Annotated in this window: 23 protein-coding genes; 9 read left to right on the top strand and 14 right to left on the bottom strand. The window is 66.8% G+C overall.

Annotated features, from left to right (window positions below):
* The first annotated feature begins 118 nt into the window (after positions 1–118).
* Positions 119–1,423, top strand: a complete 1,305-nt coding sequence (locus ACUTAG_RS19835) for a hypothetical protein (RefSeq protein ID WP_054447220.1) — start codon at positions 119–121, stop codon at positions 1,421–1,423.
* A 93-nt stretch (positions 1,424–1,516) separates the two neighbouring features.
* A complete protein-coding gene (gene recQ / locus ACUTAG_RS19830) occupies positions 1,517–3,346 on the top strand; it encodes a DNA helicase RecQ (RefSeq protein ID WP_006388984.1) in 1,830 nt (609 codons plus the stop codon).
* 111 nt (positions 3,347–3,457) lie between these two features.
* Here the strand turns inward: recQ and ACUTAG_RS19825 are convergent, their stop codons facing one another.
* Both ACUTAG_RS19825 and ACUTAG_RS19820 read right to left on the bottom strand, forming a co-directional pair.
* Positions 3,458–4,513 (bottom strand): cytochrome d ubiquinol oxidase subunit II, encoded by a 1,056-nt coding sequence (locus tag ACUTAG_RS19825; protein ID WP_047992556.1) that lies wholly within the window; start codon positions 4,511–4,513, stop codon positions 3,458–3,460.
* Positions 4,510–5,853, bottom strand: coding sequence for a cytochrome ubiquinol oxidase subunit I (locus ACUTAG_RS19820; protein WP_058665156.1), 1,344 nt, complete (start codon positions 5,851–5,853; stop codon positions 4,510–4,512). The genes ACUTAG_RS19825 and ACUTAG_RS19820 overlap by 4 nt, the downstream gene beginning before the upstream one ends.
* A gap of 136 nt (positions 5,854–5,989) precedes the next feature.
* On the opposite strand from ACUTAG_RS19820, the gene ACUTAG_RS19815 reads away from it, so the two are divergent.
* From ACUTAG_RS19815 to minE, 4 genes are all read left to right on the top strand, one after another.
* Entirely contained in the window at positions 5,990–7,756 is a 1,767-nt protein-coding gene (locus ACUTAG_RS19815) for a glutamine--tRNA ligase/YqeY domain fusion protein (protein ID WP_148319096.1), read from the top strand.
* A gap of 216 nt (positions 7,757–7,972) precedes the next feature.
* The gene (minC, locus tag ACUTAG_RS19810; protein WP_102964915.1) at positions 7,973–8,890 is read left to right on the top strand and encodes a septum site-determining protein MinC; all 918 of its coding nucleotides are present in this window, start codon (positions 7,973–7,975) and stop codon (positions 8,888–8,890) included.
* A gap of 189 nt (positions 8,891–9,079) precedes the next feature.
* Complete coding sequence (gene minD, locus ACUTAG_RS19805; protein ID WP_006388978.1) at positions 9,080–9,895, top strand: septum site-determining protein MinD; 816 nt, start codon at positions 9,080–9,082, stop codon at positions 9,893–9,895.
* Between the two features lie 3 nt (positions 9,896–9,898).
* Complete coding sequence (gene minE, locus ACUTAG_RS19800) at positions 9,899–10,156, top strand: cell division topological specificity factor MinE (protein WP_006388977.1); 258 nt, start codon at positions 9,899–9,901, stop codon at positions 10,154–10,156.
* A gap of 129 nt (positions 10,157–10,285) precedes the next feature.
* Here the strand turns inward: minE and ACUTAG_RS19795 are convergent, their stop codons facing one another.
* The 5 genes from ACUTAG_RS19795 to ettA all read right to left on the bottom strand — a co-directional run bounded on the left by ACUTAG_RS19795 (position 10,286) and on the right by ettA (position 13,672).
* On the bottom strand, positions 10,286–10,510 hold the full coding sequence (locus ACUTAG_RS19795) for a glycine zipper 2TM domain-containing protein (protein WP_006388976.1): 225 nt from the start codon (positions 10,508–10,510) through the stop codon (positions 10,286–10,288).
* A 190-nt stretch (positions 10,511–10,700) separates the two neighbouring features.
* Complete coding sequence (locus ACUTAG_RS19790; protein WP_053497645.1) at positions 10,701–11,234, bottom strand: isochorismatase family protein; 534 nt, start codon at positions 11,232–11,234, stop codon at positions 10,701–10,703.
* A gap of 67 nt (positions 11,235–11,301) precedes the next feature.
* A complete protein-coding gene (locus tag ACUTAG_RS19785) occupies positions 11,302–11,679 on the bottom strand; it encodes a type II toxin-antitoxin system VapC family toxin (RefSeq protein ID WP_148319098.1) in 378 nt (125 codons plus the stop codon).
* A complete protein-coding gene (locus ACUTAG_RS19780; RefSeq protein WP_006388973.1) occupies positions 11,666–11,941 on the bottom strand; it encodes a type II toxin-antitoxin system VapB family antitoxin in 276 nt (91 codons plus the stop codon). The genes ACUTAG_RS19785 and ACUTAG_RS19780 overlap by 14 nt, the downstream gene beginning before the upstream one ends.
* A gap of 57 nt (positions 11,942–11,998) precedes the next feature.
* Positions 11,999–13,672, bottom strand: a complete 1,674-nt coding sequence (gene ettA / locus ACUTAG_RS19775) for an energy-dependent translational throttle protein EttA (protein WP_024067854.1) — start codon at positions 13,670–13,672, stop codon at positions 11,999–12,001.
* A gap of 150 nt (positions 13,673–13,822) precedes the next feature.
* Here ettA and ACUTAG_RS19770 point away from each other — a divergent pair, with 150 nt between their 5' ends.
* Complete coding sequence (locus ACUTAG_RS19770) at positions 13,823–14,641, top strand: aminoglycoside N(3)-acetyltransferase (protein ID WP_148319100.1); 819 nt, start codon at positions 13,823–13,825, stop codon at positions 14,639–14,641.
* Positions 14,642–14,654: 13 nt separating this feature from the next.
* On the opposite strand, the gene ACUTAG_RS19765 is transcribed toward ACUTAG_RS19770, so the two are convergent.
* The gene (locus ACUTAG_RS19765) at positions 14,655–15,581 is read right to left on the bottom strand and encodes a DMT family transporter (RefSeq protein ID WP_148319101.1); all 927 of its coding nucleotides are present in this window, start codon (positions 15,579–15,581) and stop codon (positions 14,655–14,657) included.
* Positions 15,582–15,679: 98 nt separating this feature from the next.
* On the opposite strand from ACUTAG_RS19765, the gene ACUTAG_RS19760 reads away from it, so the two are divergent.
* Positions 15,680–16,468 (top strand): AraC family transcriptional regulator, encoded by a 789-nt coding sequence (locus ACUTAG_RS19760; RefSeq protein ID WP_006388969.1) that lies wholly within the window; start codon positions 15,680–15,682, stop codon positions 16,466–16,468.
* A gap of 110 nt (positions 16,469–16,578) precedes the next feature.
* Complete coding sequence (locus ACUTAG_RS19755; RefSeq protein WP_006388968.1) at positions 16,579–17,100, top strand: hypothetical protein; 522 nt, start codon at positions 16,579–16,581, stop codon at positions 17,098–17,100.
* A gap of 488 nt (positions 17,101–17,588) precedes the next feature.
* Here ACUTAG_RS19755 and ACUTAG_RS19750 read toward each other — a convergent pair whose 3' ends face one another.
* From ACUTAG_RS19750 to ACUTAG_RS19725, 6 genes are all read right to left on the bottom strand, one after another.
* Positions 17,589–18,584 carry an ABC transporter ATP-binding protein gene (locus ACUTAG_RS19750; protein WP_054447002.1) on the bottom strand — a complete coding sequence of 332 codons (996 nt, stop codon included), beginning with the start codon at positions 18,582–18,584 and terminating at the stop codon, positions 17,589–17,591.
* Positions 18,581–19,561: an ABC transporter ATP-binding protein gene (locus tag ACUTAG_RS19745; protein WP_020924999.1), complete on the bottom strand. Its 981-nt coding sequence runs from the start codon at positions 19,559–19,561 to the stop codon at positions 18,581–18,583. Before ACUTAG_RS19745 ends, ACUTAG_RS19750 begins: the two co-directional genes overlap by 4 nt.
* 149 nt (positions 19,562–19,710) lie before the next feature.
* On the bottom strand, positions 19,711–20,625 hold the full coding sequence (locus tag ACUTAG_RS19740; RefSeq protein WP_026382652.1) for an ABC transporter permease: 915 nt from the start codon (positions 20,623–20,625) through the stop codon (positions 19,711–19,713).
* Entirely contained in the window at positions 20,625–21,614 is a 990-nt protein-coding gene (locus tag ACUTAG_RS19735; RefSeq protein WP_006388963.1) for an ABC transporter permease, read from the bottom strand. The genes ACUTAG_RS19740 and ACUTAG_RS19735 overlap by 1 nt, the downstream gene beginning before the upstream one ends.
* 63 nt (positions 21,615–21,677) lie before the next feature.
* A complete protein-coding gene (locus tag ACUTAG_RS19730) occupies positions 21,678–23,249 on the bottom strand; it encodes an ABC transporter substrate-binding protein (protein ID WP_148319103.1) in 1,572 nt (523 codons plus the stop codon).
* Between the two features lie 227 nt (positions 23,250–23,476).
* Positions 23,477–23,968 (bottom strand): MarR family winged helix-turn-helix transcriptional regulator, encoded by a 492-nt coding sequence (locus tag ACUTAG_RS19725; protein WP_035199584.1) that lies wholly within the window; start codon positions 23,966–23,968, stop codon positions 23,477–23,479.
* Between the last annotated feature and the right edge of the window lie 210 nt (positions 23,969–24,178).

Below are 24,178 nucleotides of genomic sequence, written 5' to 3'. Positions count from 1 at the left end.
AGCGTCACCCGCCGGACAGGACTGGCCCTAAAATATCGCCATTGCCTCGCATACGCTGGTGCGGTTTGCTAAAGATCGTTTACAGCAGGGGCAACGCCCCCTTTTTACACTGTCGGTTATGGTCGCCCCTGCATCCTGGCGCAGGCGGCTGCTGCACTCGGCATTGACGGCTGGCCTGGCCTGCCCGTTGATGCCGGCGTTTGGCGGCACGCCCGCTGCGCCCTCTCCCTCCCCGTCGGCTCCGGCCTACGTCGCGCGCGGTATCGGCGTGCTGGCGCCGGTGCAGCCGATACCGGTGCGGCCGGCGCCGTCGATGGCGTCACGGGCGGTGCCGCTGGATCCGACGCCCTGCGACCTGCAGACCAGCGAACCGGCCATGGACACCAGCGTGGCCGGAGGCGGCGCCGAAGCAATACCGGGGACGGGCTCGACCCTGTCCGGAGACGCCCCCGCGAGCCCGCTGGGTTGCGACGACACGCAGGCCGCCACGGCGCCGACCGACGCCCCCAGCTACTCGTTTGACCTGGAAAGCGGAGACATACCAAGAGTGCCGGTGGTGGTGATCTCCGGCGTTTCGCGGCCAAGCCGCCCCTGGTTCGCCTCGGTCAGCGGCCAGGACGGCCTGCGCTATGGCGGCGACCGCAACTGGATCTACCGCAATACCGGCGGTCCGTCGTTCGCGGTGGGCAACATCAACGCCAATGCCCCCACCTGGGGCAGCAGCGCGCCGGTGGGCGGGTTGCAGATATCCAATCTGCAGAGCACCACGGCGCCGCTGGCGGAAGGCACTTTTGGCTATTCGTCGTCGCTCGGACGACTCAACCGCATGGACCCGTCCGCCACTTCCGGCGCGGTCGACTACGGCGCCTCGGTCGGCAACAGCACCGTGCGCTACGGGCTGACGCCGGTGCTGACGCTGGAGGGCCAGATGCAGAGCGCGCCCTCCCTGACCACCCGGGGCATGGGCACCACCTACACCGCAGGCGAGTACGGCACTTTCCAGGCGGGAGCCACCCAGAGCTCGTTCGATGCGGCCAGCGCCTGGCGCTACCGCTTCGGCTACAGCGTGGACGTGGCCGACGCGGTCAACCTGGGCTACACCAACGAACAGATCGGCGCCGGCTTCGGCGACCTGTCCACCTATTCCGGTGGCGTGGCCGCCGCACCGCAGACCCGCAACACCCTGACCGCCGGCGTACCGATCACCGGCTGGGGCACGCTCAGCGGCACCTATTCCGGCCTGCATGAAGGATCGGCGCTGGCCGAGCAGCGGCTCGGCCTGTCGCACAGCATGTTCGTGGCGCCCAAGGTCAAGCTGGCGGTAGGAGCCGACCGCGACATCATCTCCGGCAATTACGAATGGCGCGCCAATCTCAGCATGCCGGTCGACACCTTCATGCGCGGCACCTGGCTGAGCTGGTGAGCCGGCCCGCCCGCGGACGGAAATGTCCGCCCGCGCCCGGGCGGTCCGATTTGCGGCTTAAAATCCCTGCCATGATGCTCACCGCCTATCCCCATGTCTGACGCGCGCGCCCTCGGAGTCCTGCAGCGCGTTTTCGGTTACGAATCCTTCCGCGGCGACCAGCAAGCCATCGTCCAGCAGGTCATCGACGGCGGCGACGCGCTGGTCCTGATGCCCACCGGCGGCGGCAAGTCGCTCTGCTACCAGATCCCGTCGCTGGTGCGCGAAGGCACCGGCATCGTCGTTTCGCCCCTGATCGCGCTGATGCAGGACCAGGTCGACGCGCTGACCGAACTGGGCGTGCGCGCCGCCTTCCTGAATTCGACCCAGGACTGGCGCGTGGCGCGCGACGTCGAACAGGCCTTCCTGGCCGGCGAGCTCGACCTGCTCTACGTCGCGCCCGAGCGCCTGCTGACCGACCGCTGCCTGCAACTGCTGGAGCGCGGCAACATTGCCCTGTTCGCCATCGATGAAGCCCACTGCGTCTCGCAATGGGGCCATGACTTCCGGCCGGAGTACCTCGGCCTGTCGATGCTGCACGAGCGCTGGCCGGACGTGCCGCGCATCGCGCTGACCGCCACCGCCACCGCCGAAACCCGCAACGAGATCGCCCAGCGCCTGTCGCTGACCGACGCGCACCACTTCGTCTCCAGTTTCGATCGCCCCAACATCCGCTACCGCATCGTCGAAAAGAACGAGGTGCGCAAGCAGTTGCTGGACATGATCCGCACCGAACACGAAGGCGAATCCGGCGTGGTCTACGCGCTGTCGCGGGCGCGCGTCGAGGAAACCGCCGAATTCCTCTGCAACCAGGGCATCGACGCCATGCCGTACCACGCCGGGCTCAGCCCGCAGGTGCGCGCCGCCAACCAGGCGCGCTTCCTGCGCGAGGACGGCGTGGTCATGGTCGCCACCATCGCCTTCGGCATGGGCATCGACAAGCCCGACGTGCGCTTCGTGGCGCACATCGACCTGCCCAAGTCGGTCGAGGGCTATTACCAGGAAACCGGCCGCGCCGGCCGCGACGGCCTGCCCGCCACCGCCTGGCTGGCCTACGGCCTGCAGGACGTGGTGCAACAGCGCCGCATGATCGACGAATCCCCGGGCGACGACGCCTACCGCCGCCGCCTCGGCCAGCAGCTGGATGCGATGCTGGGCCTGTGCGAAACCGTGGAATGTCGCCGCGTGCGCCTACTGGCGTATTTCGGCCAGCAGATCAGCGCCTGCGGCAATTGCGACGTCTGTCTCGATCCGCCCCAGGCCTGGGACGGCACCGTGGCGGCGCAGAAGGTGCTGTCGGCCGTGTACCGGCTGTGGAAGGAACGCGGCCAGCGCTATGGCGCCGGTCACATCATCGACATCCTGCGCGGCAAGGTCACCGACCGCACCAAACAGCACGGCCACGAAACCCTGAGCGTGTTCGGCGTGGGCGAAGACCTCAGCGACACGGCCTGGCGCGGCGTGCTGCGCCAGTTGCTGGCGCAGGGCCTGCTCACCGTCGACAACGAAGGCTACGGCACGCTGGCCCTGACCGAAGGCAGCCGCGCCGTGCTCAAGGGCGAGCGCCAGCTGATGCTGCGGCGCGAATCCGAAAAGAAGGCCCGCTCCGGCAAGAGCGGCGGCAGCCGCGCCAAGGCCGCGGCGATCGACCTGCCCGCCGAACTGCAACCGGTATTCGAGGCGCTGCGCGCCTGGCGCGGCGAAGTGGCCAAGAGCCACGGCGTGCCGGCCTACGTGATCTTCCACGACGCCACGCTGCGCGAGATCGCGCTGGCCCAGCCCGAGTCGATGGACGCGCTCAGCCACATCAGCGGGGTCGGCGCGCGCAAGCTGGAAGCCTACGGCGAGGAAATCCTGCAAAGGGTGGCGCGGCCGGTGCTGTAACGCCGGCCCCCCGCTCCCGGGAGCCGCGACCGGAGCGGCCGGGGTGGCCGACCAGGGCGGCCCGGCACGGCGGATGACATGGCCATCCGCCGGCGCCTGCCGCCTCGGACCTCAGGGCGACGGCGGCGGCAACAGCGGCAAGGGCGCGCGCTCCTTGCCGAACACCGAGCGGTAGGCCAGGATGTTGAACACCAGCACCACCGGTATCCCCACCACCGCTCCGGCCATCACCAGCCGCATCGAGCCCAGCGCGCCGGCGCCGTCCCAGAGCGTCATGTCGTCCAGGATCAGGAAGGGGAACAGGCTGTAGGCCAGCCCGCTCAGCATCAGCAGGAACAGCGCCACGCACAGCACGAACGGCAGCCAGCTGAAGCGGTCGGCGCGCCCCGGCAGTCGCGCCAGCAGCATTTCGGCGGCCACGAAGCCCGCCAGCATCAGCACCCATACCGTGGCCGCCAGGCTCAGGTGGGCGATGTTGCTCCACTTGTAGAAGATGCCGGCGTTGGCCAGGCCCAGCGTGACGGCAATGGCCACCATGCCGACCGCGGTCCAGCGGATCGCATGGCGCGCCCAGTTGGCGGCGCGGCGCTGCAGGTCGCCGTCGACCCGCATCACCAGCCAGGACGCGCCCAGCAGCACATAGGCGGCCACGGCGCACAGGCCGACGAACAGCGCGAACCAGCCATAGCCGGCGTCGGATTGGTAGCCGGTGGCGATGCGACCGAGCAGCATGCCCTGGCCGAAAGCGGTCATCAGCGACCCGGCCCAGAAGGCGAAGATCCAGCGCGGCTTGGCCTCGTTGCGGGCACGGATGCGGAACTCGAAGGCCACGCTGCGCAACACCACGCCCAGCACCATGAAGGTGAGCGGCCCGTACAGCTTGCCCAGGACCGCGCCCCAGGCGAACGGAAACGCGGAAGCGAACAGGCCCATGCCCAGCAGCAGCCAGAACTCGTTGGCGTCGCGCCAGGGACTCAGCAGGCTCATCATGCGGCCGCGCTCCTGCTCGGGCGCCAGCTGCAGCAGGATGCCCACGCCCAGGTCGAAGCCGTCCAGCACCACGCCGGCGGCGATGACGACGAACAGCAGGCCCATGAACGCCAGCGGCATCCAGAAGGAAGGATCATCGGGGCTCAACCCCTGCGAAGCGGCCAGCATGGCGATCATGGCGTGCCTCCGCCCAGTTTGCGCACCGGCACCACGCCGTAGCGGGCCGCGTGGAACAGCATGCCGGCAAACGCCGCCAGCAGCAGCGCGTACAACAGGCCATAGCCGACCAGCCCATACAGCACGGTGCTGGAGGACATGGTGCCCAGCACCTCGGTCTGGGTGACAGTGCCGTTGACGACGAAGGGCTGCAGGCCGATCACCGAGACCCACCAGCTGGCCACGACGGCGATACCGCCCGAGAACATCATGCCGCAGAGCACGCGCTGCCACCATTGCGGCAGCACCGAGACGTCCAGGCCGCGGCGCCAGGTCCAGAGGAAGGTGATCCAGGAGACGGCCAGCATCAACAGGCCCAGCCCGGCCGCGACCCGCAGCGACCAGAAAGTCAGCGCCACCGGCGGCAGCATGCCCGAATACTTGTCCAGGCCGAGATAGGTGCCGTCGTCATTGCGATGCAGCCACATGCCGCCGGCGTTGTTCCAGGTCCAGTCGGCCACGTTGGCATGGGCGCGGGCGTCCGGCCAGCCGAACAGAACCAGGCGCGGTTCGCTGCCGCTTTCCCAATAGCCCGCGGCGGCGGCGGCCTTGGCGGGCTGGTACTTGGCCACCATCTGGCCGGCGCCGGTCGCCACCGGCACCTGCAGCACCGCGGCCAGGGCGGCAATCACCAGGCCGGTCTTGAAGGTGGTGCGTTCGCCATCGCCCAGCGGGCGGCGTAATGCCTGCAGCGCGGTCACGCCCATCATCAGGAAGGCGGCGGCGAGGGCCGATCCCACCACCACCACGGCCATGCGCCAGCCGACGGAGGGGTTCAATACCACTGCGGTCCAGTCGTAGACCTGGTAGCGGCCATCGACCAGCACCGCGCCATCAGGCGTCTGCATCCAGGATTGCAGCGCCAGCACCCAGAACAGCGCCACCAGTTGCCCCACCGCCACCATCAGCACCGCCAGGGTATGGGCGCCGTCGGACACGCGGCGCTGGCCGAACAGCATGACGCCCAGGAAGCACGACTTGAGGATGAAGACCGACAGGATGCCGTAGCCCAGCAGCGGGCCGGCGACGTTGCCAATCTTGTCCATCAGGCCGGACCACAGACTGCCAAGCTGGATCAGCACCGGTACACAGGCGGCCAGGGTCAGCACGAAGGACAGGGCGAAGATGCGGACCCAGAAGCGGTAGGCGGCGGTCCAGCCGCCCAGGCCCGAGAACCGGGCCCGGAGTTTGAAGAACAGCAGGACCCACGCAAGCGCCAGGGCCACGGCGAGAAACAACGCCAGGAAGCTCAGGCTGGCCACGAATTGCGCGCGGGCCAGGGAAAGGGTGGAAATATCCATGATGGCCCGTAGTGTAGAGCCAGTTACACGACAATGGGGGCCGGTTTGAAACCGCTTGCAGCGAGCCAAAAATGGCTTGTCCCGGGAACGTGGCAAAATTGACGCTTTGTCGCTGCTTTTTCCTATTCTTTCAAGAATGACCTCCGCCACGACGCCGACCCCTGCCGCATCCAATTTCCTGCTCAACATCGTCGAGGACGACCTGCAAGCCAACCGCTTCCAGGGCAAGCGTTGGGCCGGCAAGCCTGGCCCGGCCGCCGTGCAGCAGCAGGGCGAGCCCGACCCGGCGAAGATCCGCACCCGTTTTCCGCCGGAGCCCAACGGCTACCTGCACATCGGTCATGCCAAGAGCATTTGCGTGAACTTCGGCCTGGCGCGCGACTTCGGCGGCGTCTGTCACCTGCGCTTCGACGACACCAACCCCGAGAAGGAAGACCAGGAATACGTCGACGCCATCATCGAGGCCGTGCACTGGCTGGGCTTCGACTGGAAGGCCGACGGCCGCGACAACCTGTATTTCGCCAGCGACTACTTCGGCTATATGTATGAGTTCGCCGAGGCGCTGGTCGAGGCCGGCCATGCCTACGTCGACGAACAGAGCCCCGACGAGATCCGCGCCAACCGCGGCACCCTGACCGAACCCGGCACCGACTCGCCCTGGCGCAACCGCCCGGCCGCGGAGTCCATCGCGCTGCTGCGCGAGATGCGCGACGGCAAGCATCCGGATGGCAGCCTGGTGCTGCGCGCCAAGATCAACATGGCGTCGCCCAACATCAACCTGCGCGACCCGGTCATGTACCGCGTGCGCCACGCCACCCACCACCGCACCGGCAACCAGTGGTGCATCTACCCGATGTACAGCTGGGCGCACCCGGTGGAAGACGCGCTGGAAGGCATCACCCACAGCGTCTGCACGCTGGAGTTCGAAGACCAGCGGCCGTTCTACGACTGGATCCTGGAACGCCTGGCGGAACTGGGCAAGCTGGCCCGGCCGCTGCCGCACCAATACGAGTTTTCGCGCCTGAACGTGAGCTACGTGGTCACCAGCAAGCGCAAGCTGCTGCAACTGGTGCGCGAAGGCCACGTGGATGGCTGGGACGATCCGCGCATGCCGACCATTTTCGGCCTGCGCCGCCGCGGCTACACGCCGGCCTCGATCCGCCTGTTCTGCGACCGCACGGCGGTGTCGAAGTCGGATTCGCGCATCGACTACAGCCTGCTGGAACAGGCCGTGCGCGACGACCTGGACCCGATCGCGCCGCGTTCGGTGGCGGTGCTGGACCCGCTCAAGCTGGTCATCACCAACTATCCGGAAGGCCAGACCGAAATCTGCACGGCGCCGCGCAATCCGCACGATCCGGAGGCCGGCTTGCGCGAGTTCCCGCTGTCGCGCGAGCTGTGGATCGAGCGTGACGATTTCCGCGAGGAAGCCCCCAAGAAGTACTTCCGCCTGTTCCCGGGCAACCTGGTGCGCCTGAAATACGGCTACGTGGTGCGTTGCACCGGCTTCACCAAGAACGAGGCCGGCGAAGTGGTCGAGGTGCAGGCCGAATACCTGCCGGAAACGCGCAGTGGCACGCCGGGCGCGGACAGCGTCAAGGTCAAGGGCAATATCACCTGGGTCAGCGCGGCGCATGCGGTGCCGGCGCAGATCCATCTGTACGACCGCCTGTTCGCGGATCCGCGGCCCGATGGCGGCGACAAGGATTTCCTGGCCTGCCTGAATCCGAATTCGAAGGAGACCGTGATGGCCTGGCTGGAACCGGGCACGGTGGCGACGCCGGGCGCGACCTGGCAGTTCGAGCGGCTGGGGTACTTCACGGCCGACATCAAGGAATCGACGGCGGAAAAGCCGGTGCTGAACCGCATCGTGACCTTGCGCGACTCCTGGGTGCAGGGCTGATCGTCGGCGGGACCGGCTGCCAGGGCCGGGACCCGCATGAAAGACCCGCCGGATGGCGCCGCGTCCGGCGGCGCCTGCGCCATCCGCCGCGATTCCGGGTTTTTTCCCCTTGCCGAATCGATTGAACGGGCCCGGGGCGGGTTATCATGCCCGACATTCCGCAGCCGGTTGCGCGCGCCCCTTCCAGGCGCCCGGAACCGCCAGCCCCCGATCAAGATGAACACTGAATCCCTAGCCCTGGACTTCAAGAGCGCCACCCTGTATGCCATCCGGGTGGTCCTGCACAGTGCCGATCCCGAACGCCTGAACGCCGCGCTGGCCAAGCGCATGGCGGACGCGGGCAGCTTCTTCGAGAACGAGCCCGTGGTGATCGACGCCAGCCGTGTCGAGGAAACCATCGACTGGCCCGCCCTGGTCGCGGCCTTGCGCGGGCACAACCTGCCCCCCATCGGCGTCGTGGCCGAGGGCGCCAATCTGGCCGCGGCCCGCGCCGTCGGCCTGACGCCGGTGGAGCTGTCCACCCCCGCAGCCCGGCCGGCGCAGGTCATCGATACGGCGCCGCCCAACGATGTCGCCACGCCGGTGCCGTCGGTGCCGGCCGCCGCCGTCGAGATCGCCCCCGCCCCCACCCCCGCCGCTGAAGCGCAGGTCGACAAGGCTGCCGACAAGACCACCGATAAATCCGCGGACAAGGCCACCGACAAGCCCGCCGACAAGGCGGCCGCCGAGCCGCTGCCCGAGCGCGCCGCCGCCAGCACCACGTCGGCGCCCAGCCCCACGCCGGCCGCGCCGCAATCGTCATCGGCCCTGGTCATCACCAAGCCGCTGCGTTCGGGCCAGCGCGTCTACGCGCGCCATACCGACCTGGTCGTGATCGGCATGGTCAGCCAGGGCGCCGAGGTCATCGCCGACGGCAACGTGCACGTGTACGGTCCGCTGCGCGGCAAGGCCATGGCCGGCGCGCGCGGCGACACGTCGGCGCGCATCTTCACCACCCACCTGGACGCGGAGCTGCTGGCCGTGGCCGGCGTGTACCGCGTGGTCGAAGACAAGCTTGACCGCTCTCTGCAGAACCAGCCTGCGTTGGTACGCCTGGACGGCGACACGCTGCGCATCGAGGCCCTGAAAGCCTGAAATGCCCCGCCCGCGATCCATGCCAGCCAGGCTGGCGCGAGCCGGCGCCGGACGCGGAATGGTCCTGCAACGCAATACTCTGTCAGTCTCGAACGGGCCGTGCCCGTTCAACACATTCTGTAAGAAGCCTTACACGGGCTTTTTGCTTTACGATAACGCGATTTATTCGAACATAAGGGTTTGATCGTCATGACACGCATTGTTGTGGTGACTTCCGGCAAAGGCGGCGTGGGCAAGACCACGACGAGCGCCAGTTTTTCCGCGGGCCTCGCGATGCGGGGCCACAAGACCGCTGTCATCGACTTCGATGTCGGCCTGCGCAACCTCGACCTCATCATGGGTTGCGAGCGGCGCGTGGTGTACGACTTCGTCAATGTGATCCAGGGCGAAGCCACGCTGAACCAGGCGCTGATCAAGGACAAGCAGCTTGAAAACCTGTTCATCCTGCCCGCCTCGCAGACGCGCGACAAGGACGCGCTGACGCAGGAAGGCGTGGAAAAGGTCATCAACGACCTGAAGGAAATGGGCTTCGACTACATCGTCTGCGACTCGCCCGCCGGCATCGAGACGGGCGCGCTGATGGCGGCCTATTTCGCCGACGACGCGCTGGTCGTGACCAACCCGGAAGTCTCGTCGGTGCGCGATTCCGACCGCATCCTGGGCATCCTGGCCGCCAAGTCCAAACGCGCCGTCGAAGGCGGCGAGCCGGTCAAGGAATTCCTGCTGCTGACGCGCTACAACCCCAAGCGCGTGGTCGACGGCGAAATGCTGTCGCTGGGCGACATCGAGGACATCCTGCGCATCAAGCTGATCGGCGTCATTCCCGAGTCCGAAGCCGTGCTGCAAGCCTCCAACCAGGGCCTGCCCGCCATCCACCTGAAAGATACCGACGTCTCCGAGGCCTACAAGGACGTCGTGGCCCGCTACCTGGGCGAAGACAAGGCCCTGCGCTTTACCGACTACGAAAAGCCGGGTTTCCTGAAACGCCTGTTCGGAGGCAAGTAAGCAATGTCCTTCCTGTCGTTTCTGCTTGGTCAAAAGAAAACCTCCGCTTCCGTCGCCAAGGAACGGTTGCAGATCATCCTGGCCCACGAGCGGGGCCGTGGCGATTCGCCCGACTACCTGCCGCAATTGCAGCAGGAACTGATCGCGGTAATCTCGAAGTACGTGAAGATCAATCCCGAGGACATCAAGGTGCACCTGGAACGCCAGGACACGCTCGAAGTGCTCGAGGTCAAGATCGAGATGCCGCAAAGCGAAACCTGATGTCCGCGCGCGCCGCCCGCCGGCGCGCGCCTCGTTCTGCGCCACCAAGCAAAAACGCCCGGCAATGCCGGGCGTTTTTGCGTTTGGCACGGTACGCCAGCGCATGCTGGCGACTGCCTGGTTCGCGGCTTAGTGCTTGCCCACCTGATCACCGATGACGCCGCCGATCGCCGCGCCGCCCACCGTGCCGAGGATGCCGCCGTTGGTGATGACGGCACCCGCCACACCGCCGAGCGCCGCACCGCCCACCGTGCTTTTCTGGCGGTGGCTCATGCTGTCCCACGACGAGCAACCGGCCATGGCGGCGGCCATGGCGACAGCGACACAGATTTTGGAAAGAGATGCGATTTTCATGATGAGGCTCCTATTCTTGTACCCGGGGCCGCACCTAGATCCAGACGCGAGCGCACGATACCCCTTATGGGTTTAGAGCCTTCAGGATCGCAAAATATCCCGTCCTGCGGTGTTAGGTTTGCCCAGGAATTGTGTCAAAGGGCGAGGGAATCTTTGCGACTCCCAGGGACGATGTTGCAGGCGCGGCCGGCTATTTGACCAGACGTAACACGTCGCGGAAGCGCGGGTGCTCGCAGGTCTCCATCCACTCGAAAATGGCCATTTCCGTGGTGACGATCTCGGCGCCGTGGGCGCGCGCGCGGCGCAACGCGGCATGGTGGTCGGACGATTTGCGCGAACCGGCCGCATCGGCCACCAGCACCGCCTTGTAACCCAGCCCGGTCAAACCGATGACGGTCTGCAACACGCAGATGTGGGCTTCGCAGCCGGTCACCAGCACCGTTTTTCGCGCCGCCGGCAGCCAGGCATCGAAGCCGTGTTCGCGCGCGGCCGAAAAGTGCATCTTCTGGAAAGTGGACTGCACCAGTTCGGCGATCGGCGCCACGGTGACGCCCAGCATCTTGCTGTGATGCTCGGTGGCGACCACGGGGACATCCAGCAGCCGCGCGGCCCGCGCCAGCTTGGCGTTGGCCGCCACCACCGCGTCGCCGTCGTGGATCGCAGGCATCAGGCGGCCCTGCATGTCGACGATGAGCAGCGTGGAATCGGAGGCTTGCAGCAGCATGGGAGGTCTCCTGAGGTTGAAGGCGGTATCGACGATACGGTATGACCATCACGCCAAACCGCTTCATTCAATGATATCTCGGGGGATCAACCGCCAGGCTCAAGGTGTTGGCGAGTGCCCGCAGCCGTTTGTCCCTGGTCCATAGCGCAGCGCCAGGCGTCAGTCGCGTGGACGCCAACAAGTGTAAATCCACATAACCAATGCCCTTTCCAAACAATCTCTCGCTATGAAGAAAGTGCATGACTTCGTCATGACTCGCACGCACGACTTGAGGCAATAGCGACATCGCACCCAATACGACATCACGTCGGCCCAACGAACCCAGCGCCAATTCACCCGCGATGAACGGGTGCATCAATACACTTTCTTCCTCCAGCAAGCGCACCAGATATGGCTCGCCGTCGGATAAATGATCTATCCAGATGGAAGTGTCAACCAGGATCATTGCAGGTTTCCGTCTGCCGCCGCGGGATAGGCTTCAACTTGGGCGAACTACCACCAAGCTTGGCCAACCGCTTTGCGGCCTCTTTCTGCACGAGCTGGGTCAACGCTCGCGTTACGAGCGCCGATGTCTCCTGGACGCCTGTATAGGTACGGGCCAATTCGAGCAGGTCGTCATCGAGCGTCACAGTCGTACGCACACTGGCCTCCTTGAAATGATTGGAGCAAAAATTCGCATCAAATGATGAACTTTTTGATTCTATCATCCGAAAAAAATCCCGGCGCGCAATGGCCGGGATTTTCGCACCGCCTGGCAGGCCGGCTTACTTCAGCGCCTTGTAGCGCAGGCGCTTGGGCTTGGCGCCCTCTTCGCCCAGGCGGCGCTTCTTGTCGGCTTCGTACTCCTGGTAGTTGCCGTCGAAGAACACCACCTGCGAATCGCCCTCGAAAGCCAGGATGTGCGTGGCGATACGGTCCAGGAACCAGCGGTCGTGGCTGATGACCATGACGCTGCCGGGGAACTCCAGCAGCGCGTCTTCCAGCGCGCGCAGCGTTTCGACGTCGAGGTCGTTGGACGGTTCGTCCAGCAGCAGCACGTTGCCGCCGGCGATCAGCGTCTTGGCCATGTGCAGGCGGCCGCGTTCACCGCCCGACAGCTGGCCGACCACCTTGTTCTGGTCGCCGCCCTTGAAGTTGAAGCGGCCCAGGTAGGCGCGCGAGGACATTTCGAACTTGCCCACGGTGAGCAGGTCGGCGCCGTCGGCGACCGCGTCGAACACGGTCTTCTTGTCTTCGAGCGCGTCGCGCGACTGGTCGACGTAGGCCAGCTTGACGGTCTGGCCGATCTTCACTTCGCCCGAATCCGGCTGCTCGCGGCCCGCGATCATGCGGAACAGCGTCGATTTACCGGCGCCGTTGGCGCCGATGATGCCGACGATGGCGCCGGCCGGAATCTTGAAGCTGAGGTTGTCGATCAGCAGGCGGTCGCCGTAGGCCTTGCTGACGTTGTTGAATTCGATGACCTCGTTGCCCAGGCGCTCACCCACCGGAATGAAGATTTCCTGGGTCTCGTTGCGCTTCTGGTATTCGTAGGACGACAGTTCCTCGAAGCGGGCCAGGCGCGCCTTGGCCTTGGCCTGGCGGCCCTTCGGGTTCTGGCGCACCCACTCCAGTTCCTTCTTGATGGTCTTCTGGCGGGCCGATTCGGACGCCTCTTCCTGCTTGAGGCGATCTTCCTTCTGCTCCAGCCAGGAGCTGTAGTTGCCCTTCCAGGGAATGCCGTAGCCGCGGTCCAGTTCGAGGATCCATTCGGCGGCGTTGTCCAGGAAGTAGCGATCGTGGGTCACGCCGACGACGGTGCCCGGGAACTTGTGCAGGAACTGTTCCAGCCATTCGACGCTTTCGGCATCCAGGTGGTTGGTGGGTTCGTCCAGCAGCAGCATGTCGGGCTTGGACAGCAGCAGGCGGCACAGCGCCACGCGGCGCTTTTCACCGCCGGACAGGTTGCCGACGATGGCATCCCAGGGCGGCAGGCGCAGCGCGTCGGCGGCAATTTCCATCTGGTGTTCGATGTCGTCGGCGCCGCTGGAGGCGGCGGCCGCGATGATCGCTTCCAGCTCGGCCTGCTCGGCGGCCAGCGCGTCGAAGTCGGCGTCCGGCTCGGCGTAGGCGGCGTAGACCTCGTCCAGGCGCTTCTTGGCGGTGACCACCGCGCCCAGGCCTTCCTCAACCGCCTGGCGCACCGTGTGCTCGGGGTTGAGCTGCGGTTCCTGCGGCAGGTAGCCGATGTTCAGGCCCGGCATGGGGATGGCTTCGCCTTCGATCTCGCGATCCACGCCCGCCATGATCTTCAGCAGCGTCGACTTGCCCGAGCCGTTCAGGCCCAGCACGCCGATCTTGGCGCCAGGAAAAAACGAAAGCGAGATGTCACGCAGGATCTGCCGCTTGGGCGGCACGATCTTGCCGACGCGGTTCATGGTGTAGACGTATTGGGCCATGGGCTCGTATAGGGAAAGAAAGCTGATGAATCGCTGATTGTAGGCCGGAACCCGGACAGGCGTGCGGGCGGCGTCCGCGCGCTGGCGGCAAGGCTATATTTACGGCTTGTGTCCCTTCCGTGACGCCCGCGTGGCGCCCCGTTCGTTCCCATGACCGAAGCCGATTTGCTGGCCCGCACCCCGTTTCCCGCCACCCGCGACAGCCTGGCCGCGCAATTGCGCGAGGCCGGCCTGAGGCCCGGCGCCACGGTGCTGGTCCACACCTCGCTGCGCGCCCTGGGCTGGATCGCGGGCGGCCCGGTGGCGCTGATCCAGGCCTTGCTGGATTGCGTCGGCGACGCTGGCCTGGTGGCGATGCCGGCGCACTCCTCCAACCTGACCGATCCCGCGCAGTGGCAGGCGCCGCCGGTGCCGGCCGCCTGGCTCGACACGCTGTACGAGCACATGCCGGCCTACGATCCCGCCATCACGCCCACGCGTGGCATGGGCGCGGTGGCCGAGCTGTTCCGCACCTGGCCCGGCGCCGTGCGCAGCCTGCATCCCACCTGTTCGTTCGCGGCCGTCGGCGCCGGCGCCGACGCGCTGACCGCCAACCACCGGCTGGACGACCCGCTGGGCGAAACCTCGCCGCTGGCAAAGCTGCTGCGCGCCGACGCCGAGATCCTGCTGCTGGGCGTCGGCTTTGACGTCTGCACCATGCTGCACCTGGCCGAACAACGCGCCTGGCCGACACGGCCGCGCCAGCCCGAGGCCTCGCCCATCATCGAGCACGGCCGGCGTGTCTGGAAGCGTTATGACCAGCCCGCGCTGCTCGACTCCGACCATTTCCTGCCGGTCGGCCAGTCGTTGATCGACGCCGGACTGGCGCGGCGCTTCGCGCTGGGCGCGGGCCACGGCCTGCGCGTGCCGGCCAAGGTGGCGGTGGAACACGCCCTGCGGTACTGGCACGGCAAGCCCGTGCCCGACTGAGGCGCGTGGCGCCCTACGAGGCTGCCCGCGCGCGGCGGGCCCCGGCGAAGGGCGCCCGCATCTGCGCCAGCATCACGCCGGCCAGCGCCATCGCGCCGCCGACAATGTGGAACAGGTGCGGTTTCTCGTCCAGGAACAGCGCCGCGATCGCCACCGTGGCCACCGGCATCAGGTTCAGGAACACGCTGGCGCGGGCCGGCCCCAGGTGGCGCACGCCCTGCATCCACAGGAACGGCGCGAACAGCGACGGGAACAGGCCGGCATACAGCACCAGCGGCAGATTATCGCCATTGAGCGGCGAGGCCGGCGCCATCAGAAAGGCGGGCAACTGGAACAGCACGCCGAACGCCACCTGCACATACAGCGACACCCATGGCCCGGCCGGCAAACCCCAGCGCCGCAGCAGCACGCCGTACAGCGCATAGGCCAACGCCGCCACGCCCATCAGCACATCGCCATGGTTCGCGCCCACCGACAACAGGCGCGCCGGATCGCCTTCGCCGATCAGCAACGCCAGCCCCGCCAGCGACAGCAGGCCGCCCAGCAGCGCCATCAGGGAGGGACGCTCGCGCAACACCACGGCGCCGACCGCGATGGTCAGCAACGGAATCATCGCGGTGATGATGCCCATGTTGGTGGCGGTGGTGCTGCCGGCCGCGACGTAGGCCAGGCCCTGGTACAACGCCATGCCCAGGCCGCCCAGCACGGCGAACTTGGGCAGGTACGGCCACAGCGCGCGCCGCTGGCGCCAGGCGGCCGGCAGCGCGAACGGCGTCAGCAGCAGCCCGGCCAGCGCCCAGCGGTAAAAGCCGATGGCGGCCGGCGCGATCACGCCGGCCGCCATCTTGGTCACGATCATGTTGACCGACCAGATCAAAGCCGCCAGCAGCGGGAACAACAAATAGCGAGCCGGGGTGGGCGAAGCATCTGCGCGCGTCATGGAACAACTGCCAAAACAGGATTACGGCTGGCCAGTGTAGGATTTGTCCGACTTGATGTATATAATGAAAAACCGACAAACGCCAGTGAACTTCGGACATGGACCTCGCCGTATCGCCGCCCAGCCTTGGCCCGGGCCGGCCCTATCCGCTGGCCTGCCGTATCCTGCACTTCCTGCCGCACTCGCGCGTCCAGCGCCACAGCTCGCCCTGGGGCGAACTGAATTTCGCCCTGTCCGGCATCATGGAAATCGGCATCGAGGACAGCACCTACCTGTCGCCGCCCCAATACGCCATCTGGATACCGCCGCGCGTCTCGCACTGCTGCCAGAACCAGGGGGAAGTGCACTACGCCTGCATCGACATTCCGGCCGCCGCCTGCGCCGACCTGCCCGCCAGGCCTTGCACGCTGGAGATCAGTCCCGTCATGCGCGCCATTCTGGCCGACTTCGAACGGCGCGGCATCGCCTATCCAGATACGCCGGAAGACCGGCGCCTGGCGCAAGTGGTCATCGACCAGATCCGCGTCGCCCCCGCCTACGCCAGCTACCTGCCGTCCGCGACCGAACCCGTGCTGGCCCCCATCCTGACCGCCCTGCAACGCCAGCCTGGCGACAAGCGCGGCGCCGCCTACTGGGCCGCCACCGCCGGCATCACCGAACGCACCCTGCTGCGCCACTGCCAGCAACACCTGGGCATGTCGTTCAACGAATGGCGCCAACGCTTGCGCGTGGTCAGTGCGCTGGAAATGCTCGACGCCGGCCAACCGGTACAGGCCGTATCGCGCGAACTCGGCTACAGCACGCCGTCCGCCTTCATCGCCATGTTCCAGCGCCTGACCGGCCAGTCACCCGACAGCGCCCGCAAGCGCGCCCCGGCGGCCGCCTGAAGGCCGCGTAATCCAAGCGCCCGATGCAAGCCGCGCGCGATCGCGAGACAATAGCGTCTGCATTTTTTTCGTAACGCCGTCCCCGCGGCATCATCGCGCCAGGAACCCTCATGTCCGCCTCCGCCACGCCCCCGCCCTCCCTGACCCACTTCAGCGCGACCGAGCTGGACATGCTCGCCAAGACCGCCGACGCCCTCAGCGCCTACCTGGGCAAGCCCGTCCTGGCCGAAGTCGTGTTGGGTGAAGAAGGCACCGAATGGGTCACCTATGGCGTGCCCATTGACGAAAACGCCGAGCCCGACGAAGACCAGACCCACGTCCAGCTCGGCGGCCCCGGCGCCCGCCTGCTCGGCAACCGTGGCGGCCTGCCCCCGACCGGCGACGACACCTACGACTGCCTCTACCTCTGGGCCATCCAGATCTCGCTGAACGAAGGCGAACGCTTCATCAAGCTCGACCACGACGGCGAGGAATCCGCCTGGTCCGACAACCTGGAAGATGTCCTGCCCTTCGCCCTGACCGAGGAACCCCTGCCCGACCCGGATGAGGAAGACGAGGAAGACGACGACGAGGACGAGGACGACGCCCACGACCACGCTCACGACCACAACGACCCCGGCCACCGTCACTGAACCAGCAGGCAGGCGGCAAGACACAATAAGCCGCCGCCAACAAGCAAAAGGGCTTCTAGAAAGAAGCCCTTTGCCAAAATCACGCCCCCGCGACACCGCCCCGCCAAAAAACCGGCAAGCGGGCAAACCAGCACCGCCTCGACGCCCCGCCACCCAGACGCTGCAACGGGCCGCCCGCGCGGCCCCGCTGCAGCAGCCCCGCAAGACGCTCCCCCCCCCCCACGACAGTGCCTGCAAAAACGCCAAGCACACCTGTCGCCCCAGCACCCGTCATGAGCCGCTGACGCAAGTCTGTCGCGGCGGTCGGCGGCGGGCGCGGGGCGTGTAGATGCGCCCGACGGAATCCGAAGGCAGCCGCCGCAGGCGGCAACGAGGATGAGGATGGGGCAGTCCGGAGCGAACGCTCCGGACCGCAATCGTAGCCCCGCGCCCGCCGCCGACCGCCGCGACAGACGCCTCAAGAACTCAACAAACTGCCCACACTGGAATCACCCCGCAATCCGCCCCTCCTCCACCGCATGGCAAGCCACCACCGCCCCCCCCGCCATCCGCCCCACCGGCGCCTCCCCCCTGCACCGCTCATTCGCATGCGGACACCGAGGATGAAACGTGCACCCCGACGGCGGATTCAACGGATTCGGCACTTCCCCCGCCACCGCCGTGCGCGGCTTGCCGGCCCCATCGATATCCGGAATCGCCGCCAGCAGCATCCGCGTATAAGGATGCCGGGGCCGCGCGAACAGCTCGTCGCGCGGCGCCACCTCCACCATCCGCCCCAGGTACATCACCCCGACCCGATCGGCCACGTGATGCACCACCGCCAGATTGTGCGAGATGAACAGATAGGTCAGCCCCAGCTCGCGCTGCAGGTCCTTCATCAGGTTCAGCACCTGCGCCTGCACCGACACATCCAGCGCCGAGGTCGGCTCATCGCACACCAGGAACTCCGGATTCACCGCCAACGCCCGCGCGATCGAAATGCGCTGGCGCTGCCCGCCCGAGAACTGGTGCGGATAGCGGCTCTGGTCGGCCGGATCCAGCCCCACCTGCCTGAGCAGCTCGCCGACCCGCGCCGTGCGCTCGGCCGGCGTCATTTTCGTATGCGTCAGCATCGGCTCGGCAATGATGCGGCCGACGCGCCAGCGCGGGTTCAGGCTCGCGTACGGATCCTGGAAAATCATCTGCAGCCGCTTGCGCAGCTCGCGCCCGCCCGGCTCCGACATGCGCGACAGCGGCTGGCCGTCGAAACGGATGTCGCCGCGCGTCAGCCCATACAGCCCCACCAGCATGCGCGCCACCGTCGACTTGCCGCAGCCCGACTCGCCCACCAGCGCCAGGGTCTCGCCGCGATTGATCTCGAACGACACGCCGTCCACTGCGCGCAGCATCACCCGCGGCTTGCCCGCCAGCTTGCGCTCCAGCCAGGGCGGCGACACATCGAACCAGCGCGCCGCGTCCTTCACTTGCACCAACGGCGTGCTCATGGCGTCACCTCGACTTCGCTCTCATGCAACCAACAAGCCGCTCGGGACGTGCCCGCCGGCATCAATTCAGGCCGATCCTGGCCGCAGCGCGGCAAGCGCCGCCCGCAACGCGGATTGAAGGCACAGCCCGGCGGAATCGCGTTCAGCCGCGGCATGCTGCCGTCGATCTGCACCAGCCGCTCGGCATGTCCTTGCAGCGACGGGATCGACCCCATCAGCCCCATCGTGTACGGATGGCGCGGCTGGTGGATGACGTCGCGCACGGGGCCGATCTCGGCCACGCGTCCCGCGTACATCACCGCCACCCGGTCCGCCGTTTCCGCGATCACGCCCATGTCGTGCGTGATCAGCATCACCGCCGTGCCCTGCTCGCGGCACAGGCGCTTGAGCAGCTCGATGATCTGCGCCTGGATCGACACGTCCAGCGCCGTGGTCGGCTCGTCCGCCACCACCAATTTCGGCTCGGCCGCCAGCGCCAGCGCGATCACCACACGCTGCCGCATGCCGCCCGAGAACTGGTGCGGGTAATGATCGATACGCTCGCGCGCCGCCGGGATGCCGGTGGCCGCCAGCAGCTCGACCGCGCGGTTGCGCGCCTGCGACCAGCTCATGTCCAGATGCGTCACGATGGTCTCGGCCAGTTGCCGGCCCACCGTGTACAGCGGATTCAGGGAGGTCAGCGGATCCTGGAACACCGCGCCGATCTCGCGGCCGCGCACGCGGCGCATCTGCTCGTCGGGCAGGTTGTCGATACGCCGGCCCGCCAGCAGGATCTCGCCGGCCGCGATGCGGCCAGGCGGTTCCAGCAGGCCGATGATCGACGCGCCGGTCAGCGACTTGCCGGCGCCCGATTCCCCCACCACGCCCAGGACTTCGCCCGCCTGGATCGAAAAGGACACGTCGTCCAGGGCCAGCAGCGTGCCGCGACGCGTGGGGAACTCCACGCGCAGGTTGCGGACTTCAAGTAATGCGCTCATAGGTATTTCTCAAATTCGTGTTCCACGTACAGCGCCCCCGAGGCCGATGAAATGCCGACGGGGCCATCGGGATGCCGCGGAGCCGGCTTCGCCGGTCCGCCAGCATGCCCCCTTGAGGGGGAAGCGCGCAGCGCTTCGGGGGTGGGCCATCACCCTAAGCGCGGGTTGAGTGCGTCGCGCAGCCAGTCGCCCAGCAGGTTGACCGACAGCACCAGCAGCACCAGCGCCGCGCCCGGGAAGATGGTGATCCACCATTCGCCGGAAAACAGGAAATCGTTGCCGATGCGGATCAGCGTGCCCAGCGACGGCGCGGTCGGCGGCACCCCCACGCCCAGGAACGACAGCGTCGCCTCGGTGATGATGGCCGTCGCCAGGTGCACGGTGGCCAGCACCAGCACCGGCCCCAGCACGTTGGGCAGCACGTGGCGGAACATGATGACGGGCGAAGCCACGCCGATCACGCGCGCCGCCTGCACGTATTCGCGGTTCTTTTCCACCAGGGTCGAACCGCGCACCGTGCGCGCGTACTGCGGCCAGCCGGCCAGCGCGATGGCGCCGATCAGCACCGGGAACGCGATGATCTCGTGCAGCTCGCGCGGCACCGCCGCGCGCGCCACGCCATCGATCAGCAGCGCGATCAGGATCGCCGGGAACGACAGTTGCACGTCGGCGATGCGCATGATGAAGGCATCGATGCGTCCGCCCGCGTAGCCCGAGATCAGCCCCAGCACGATGCCGATCAGCATCGACAGCAGCACCGAGGCCAGGCCGATCAGCAGCGACACGCGGGTGCCGTACAGGATCGCCGAATACAGGTCGCGGCCCTGGCTGTCGGTGCCCAGCAGATAGGTCGACTGGCCGTTGGGCGACCAGGCCGGCGGCAGCAGCGCGTCCAGCAGCTCGACCTTGGTCAGGTCGAACGGATTGTGCGGCGCCACCCAGCCGGCGCCGAACGAGCCGATCAGCAGCAGCGCCAGCATGACGGTGGCCACGATGGCCACGGGCGCCCGGCGCCAGGCCCAGGCAATGTCGCTGTCCCACCAGCGTTTCAGTACGGCACGCATCAGTGGCCACCTCCGCCGCGGGTCAGCCCGGAGCGCAGGCGCGGGTCCACGACAAAATACAGAAGATCGACGATCAGGTTGATCACCACGAACACCAGCGCGATCAGGCACAGGTACGCGGCCATCACCGGCACGTCGGCGAATTGCACCGCCTGGATGAACAGCAGCCCCATGCCGGGCCACTGGAACACCGTCTCGGTCACGATGGCGAAGGCGATGATGCCGCCCAGCTGCAGGCCGGTGATGGTGATGACGGGCACCATGGTGTTCTTGAGCGCGTGGCCGAAATGGATGGCGCGCCGCTTCAGGCCGCGGGCGCGGGCGAACTTGATGTAGTCCGAACGCAGCACCTCCAGCATTTCGGAGCGCACCAGCCGCAGCACCAGCGTCATCTGGAACAGCGACAGCGTGATCGACGGCAGGATCAGGTGCTTCCAGCCATTGGCGGTGAACAGGCCGGAGGTCCACCAGCCCAGCGCCACGGTGTCGCCACGGCCGTAACTGGGCAGCCAGCCCAGTTGCACCGAGAACACCAGGATCAGCAGGATGCCGATCAGGAAGGTCGGCAACGACACGCCCAGCAGCGAACCGGCCAGCAGCAGCTGCGACAGCAGGCTGTTGCGCTTGAGCGCGGTGTACACGCCCAGCGGCACGCCCACCACCAGCGCCAGCAGGGCCGCCACCAGGGACAGCTCCAGCGTGGCCGGCAGGCGCGACTTGAGCAGGCTCGAGACCGGTTCGCTCTGGCGCAGGGAAATGCCGAAATTGCCCTGCGCGGCGTTGGCCACGAAATGGCCGAACTGGACGATGGCGGGCTCGTTCAGCCCCAGGCGCTCACGCAACTCGATGCGCTCGGCATCGGTGGCGTCCTGCCCCAGCATGATGGTGACAGGGTCGCCGACGTATTGGAAAAGCACGAAGGCCAGTAGCGCGACGGTGAGCATCACCGCTACGGCCTGCAACAGGCGACGCAGTATGAAAGCAAACATAGGCGGGAAAGGCAAAACGGCGAAGCCCCACGGGGCTTCGCTGTCTGGTTAGCCGGGGCGGGGTCAGTCGACCTTGACCCAGTCGGCAACGAGGCGGTTGTCCGCGCGGTGGATCACCGACACGTTCTTGCGCATGGCCCAGGGAATGACCTGGTCGTGCAGCGGGATGTGGCCGAATTCCTTGGCATGCACTTCCAGCACCTTGTGGATGTCGGCGTCGCGCCTGGCCGCGTCGGTTTCGGTCTTGATGCGGTCGATGATCGCATCCAGTTCCTTGTTGCTGTAGTTGCCCAGGTTGTACATGCCGTCCGCGCCCTCGCCCTTGGTGCGGATCAGGTTCTGCAGCGTGTACATGGCGTCGAACGTGGGCACGCCCCAGCCGAACAGGTAGGCGCTGGTGTCGGAGCTCTGCACCTTGGGGAAGTAGGTCGAACGCGGCATGGCGTTCATGGTCGCCTTCACGCCCACCTTGGCCCACATGCCGACCACGGCCTGGCAGATGGCTTCGTCGTTGATGTAGCGGTTGTTGGGACAGTCGAGCGTGAAGTTCAGGGTGCCGTCGTAGCCGGCTTCCTTGAGCAGGGCGCGAGCCTTTTCGGGATCGTAGGGCACGCGCTTGTGCAGCGACTCGGTCCAGCCGTGGACCTGCGGCGCGATCATGGTGCCGGTGGGCGCCGACAGGCCGCGCATCACGGCGCGCTTGATGGCGTCGACGTCGATGGCGCGGTACAGCGCCTCGCGCACGCGGATGTCCTGGAACGGGTTCTTGCCCTTGATGTTGGAATACTGCAGCTCGGGACGCTTCTGGTCCAGGCCCAGGTAGATGGTGCGGTACTCGTTGCCCTCGACCACCTTGGCCGACTGGCGCAGGCGGTCCAGATCCTGCGCGGCCGGGTCGAGCACGAAGTCGATCTCGCCGGACAGCAGCGCCGCGGTGCGCGTGGCGTTCTGCTTGATCGGCGTGAACACCACTTCGGTCACGTTGCCGACCTTGCCGGCCTTGTTCCACCAGTCCTTGTTTTCTTCGAACACGGTGCGCACGTCGACTTCGCGCGACTTCAGCTTGTACGGGCCGGTGCCGTTGGTGTTGCGCGCGCCGTAGGTCTCTTCCTTGTTGACGAAGTCCTGCGGCTTGGCGATGTTGTTCTTCTCCGACCAGGCCTTGTTCATGATGAACACGTTGGGCAGCTGGCGCAGCAGCACCGGGTTGGGCGCCGTGGTCTCGATCTCGACCGTCAGGTCGTCGATCTTGCGCGCTTCCTTGATGCCGGTGGTGTAGGCCTTGTAGTTCGAGGTCGGCGCCATGGCGCGATGCACCGAGAACACCACGTCGTCGGCCGTGAAGGCGGCGCCGTCGTGGAACTTGACACCGGGACGCAGCTTGAAGCGGTACAGCGTGGGCGAAACCTGCTGCCATTCGGTTGCCAGGCGCGGCACCACCTTGAAGTCCTTGTCGTAGTCCACCAGCGGTTCATAGACATAGCTGTTGGCGGCGATCGTCATGCCTTCATTCTGCGAGTGCGGATCGAAGGTGAGGATGTCGCCCTGGGCGGCCCAACGGAAGGTCTTGGCCTGCCCGATCGAGGGCACGGCCACGGCGGCGGCGATCGCGATGGCAATCAAAGTGCGGCGCATGGTTCAACTCCTGACTGTAGTCTGAATACCGGCGCGATATTGCCTAGCGCCGAGACCCGCGTCAATTAAGGGTTTATGCGTACCGGAGGGGGTTTTCCCAGGGAGAACCTATTTAGGGACGTATAAAAATATGACAAAAAAATCGCTGTTCTCTTGATGTAAACGGTGTTCACCCGACCGCAACGCGCCTCATCAAGGGCTGAGTCCCCTGGCGGCCCGGTGCCGCCCTACTCGTCGGCGTCCAGCGGCAGGTCGAGCGGCACATGCTCGGTCATCAGCACCCGCAGCATGTCAATCAGCAGGGCGGCCTTTTCTTCGCCGAAAGGGGCCAGCACCGCCTTCTGGTGCTGCTTCGCCTGCTCGCACAGCGCGGCAATGAGGTTGCGGCCCTTGGTGGTGATGCAGACCCGGGTCTGGCGCCGGTCGGCCCGCACCCCGTTGCGCGCCACCAGCCCTTCGGCCTCCATGCGCTGCACCACCTTGCTCAGCGTCGGCTGCTTGGTGATGGCCAACACCGCCAGGTCGCCGATGGTCTCGCCGGCGCTGCCTTCCAGGCTGGCCAGCACCCGCCATTCGGTGACCGACAGGCCGGCCGCCTTCACCTGCTGGTGGAACTCCGCCGAAATGCGCTGGCTGGCCTGCGCCAGCAGGTAGGCCAGGTAGTCGTCGACGAACCGCGCGCCGCCGGCCAGGGTATCGCCGTGCTTGTCCGACCGCATGTTGTTCTGCTCCCACGCATCAATATTGAATAGGCGACCCGAGGCCGGCAGGCGCATTGCACCACGTTGGCGCCGGCCTGCGCCATGACGCGGCGCAATGCTGTTGCGCAGCACAGGGTATACCCCGAATCGCAACCCGTTTTTGCACCATCAAAGCGCCTTTTCCCGGTCCTTCGGATAGAGAACAACCAGTATATACACCCTTGTTTT

Source organism: Achromobacter sp. CSND-B12 (assembly GCF_052906545.1).
Note: the sequence above shows the minus strand (reverse complement) of the source record. Positions and strands in the feature narration are given on the sequence as shown.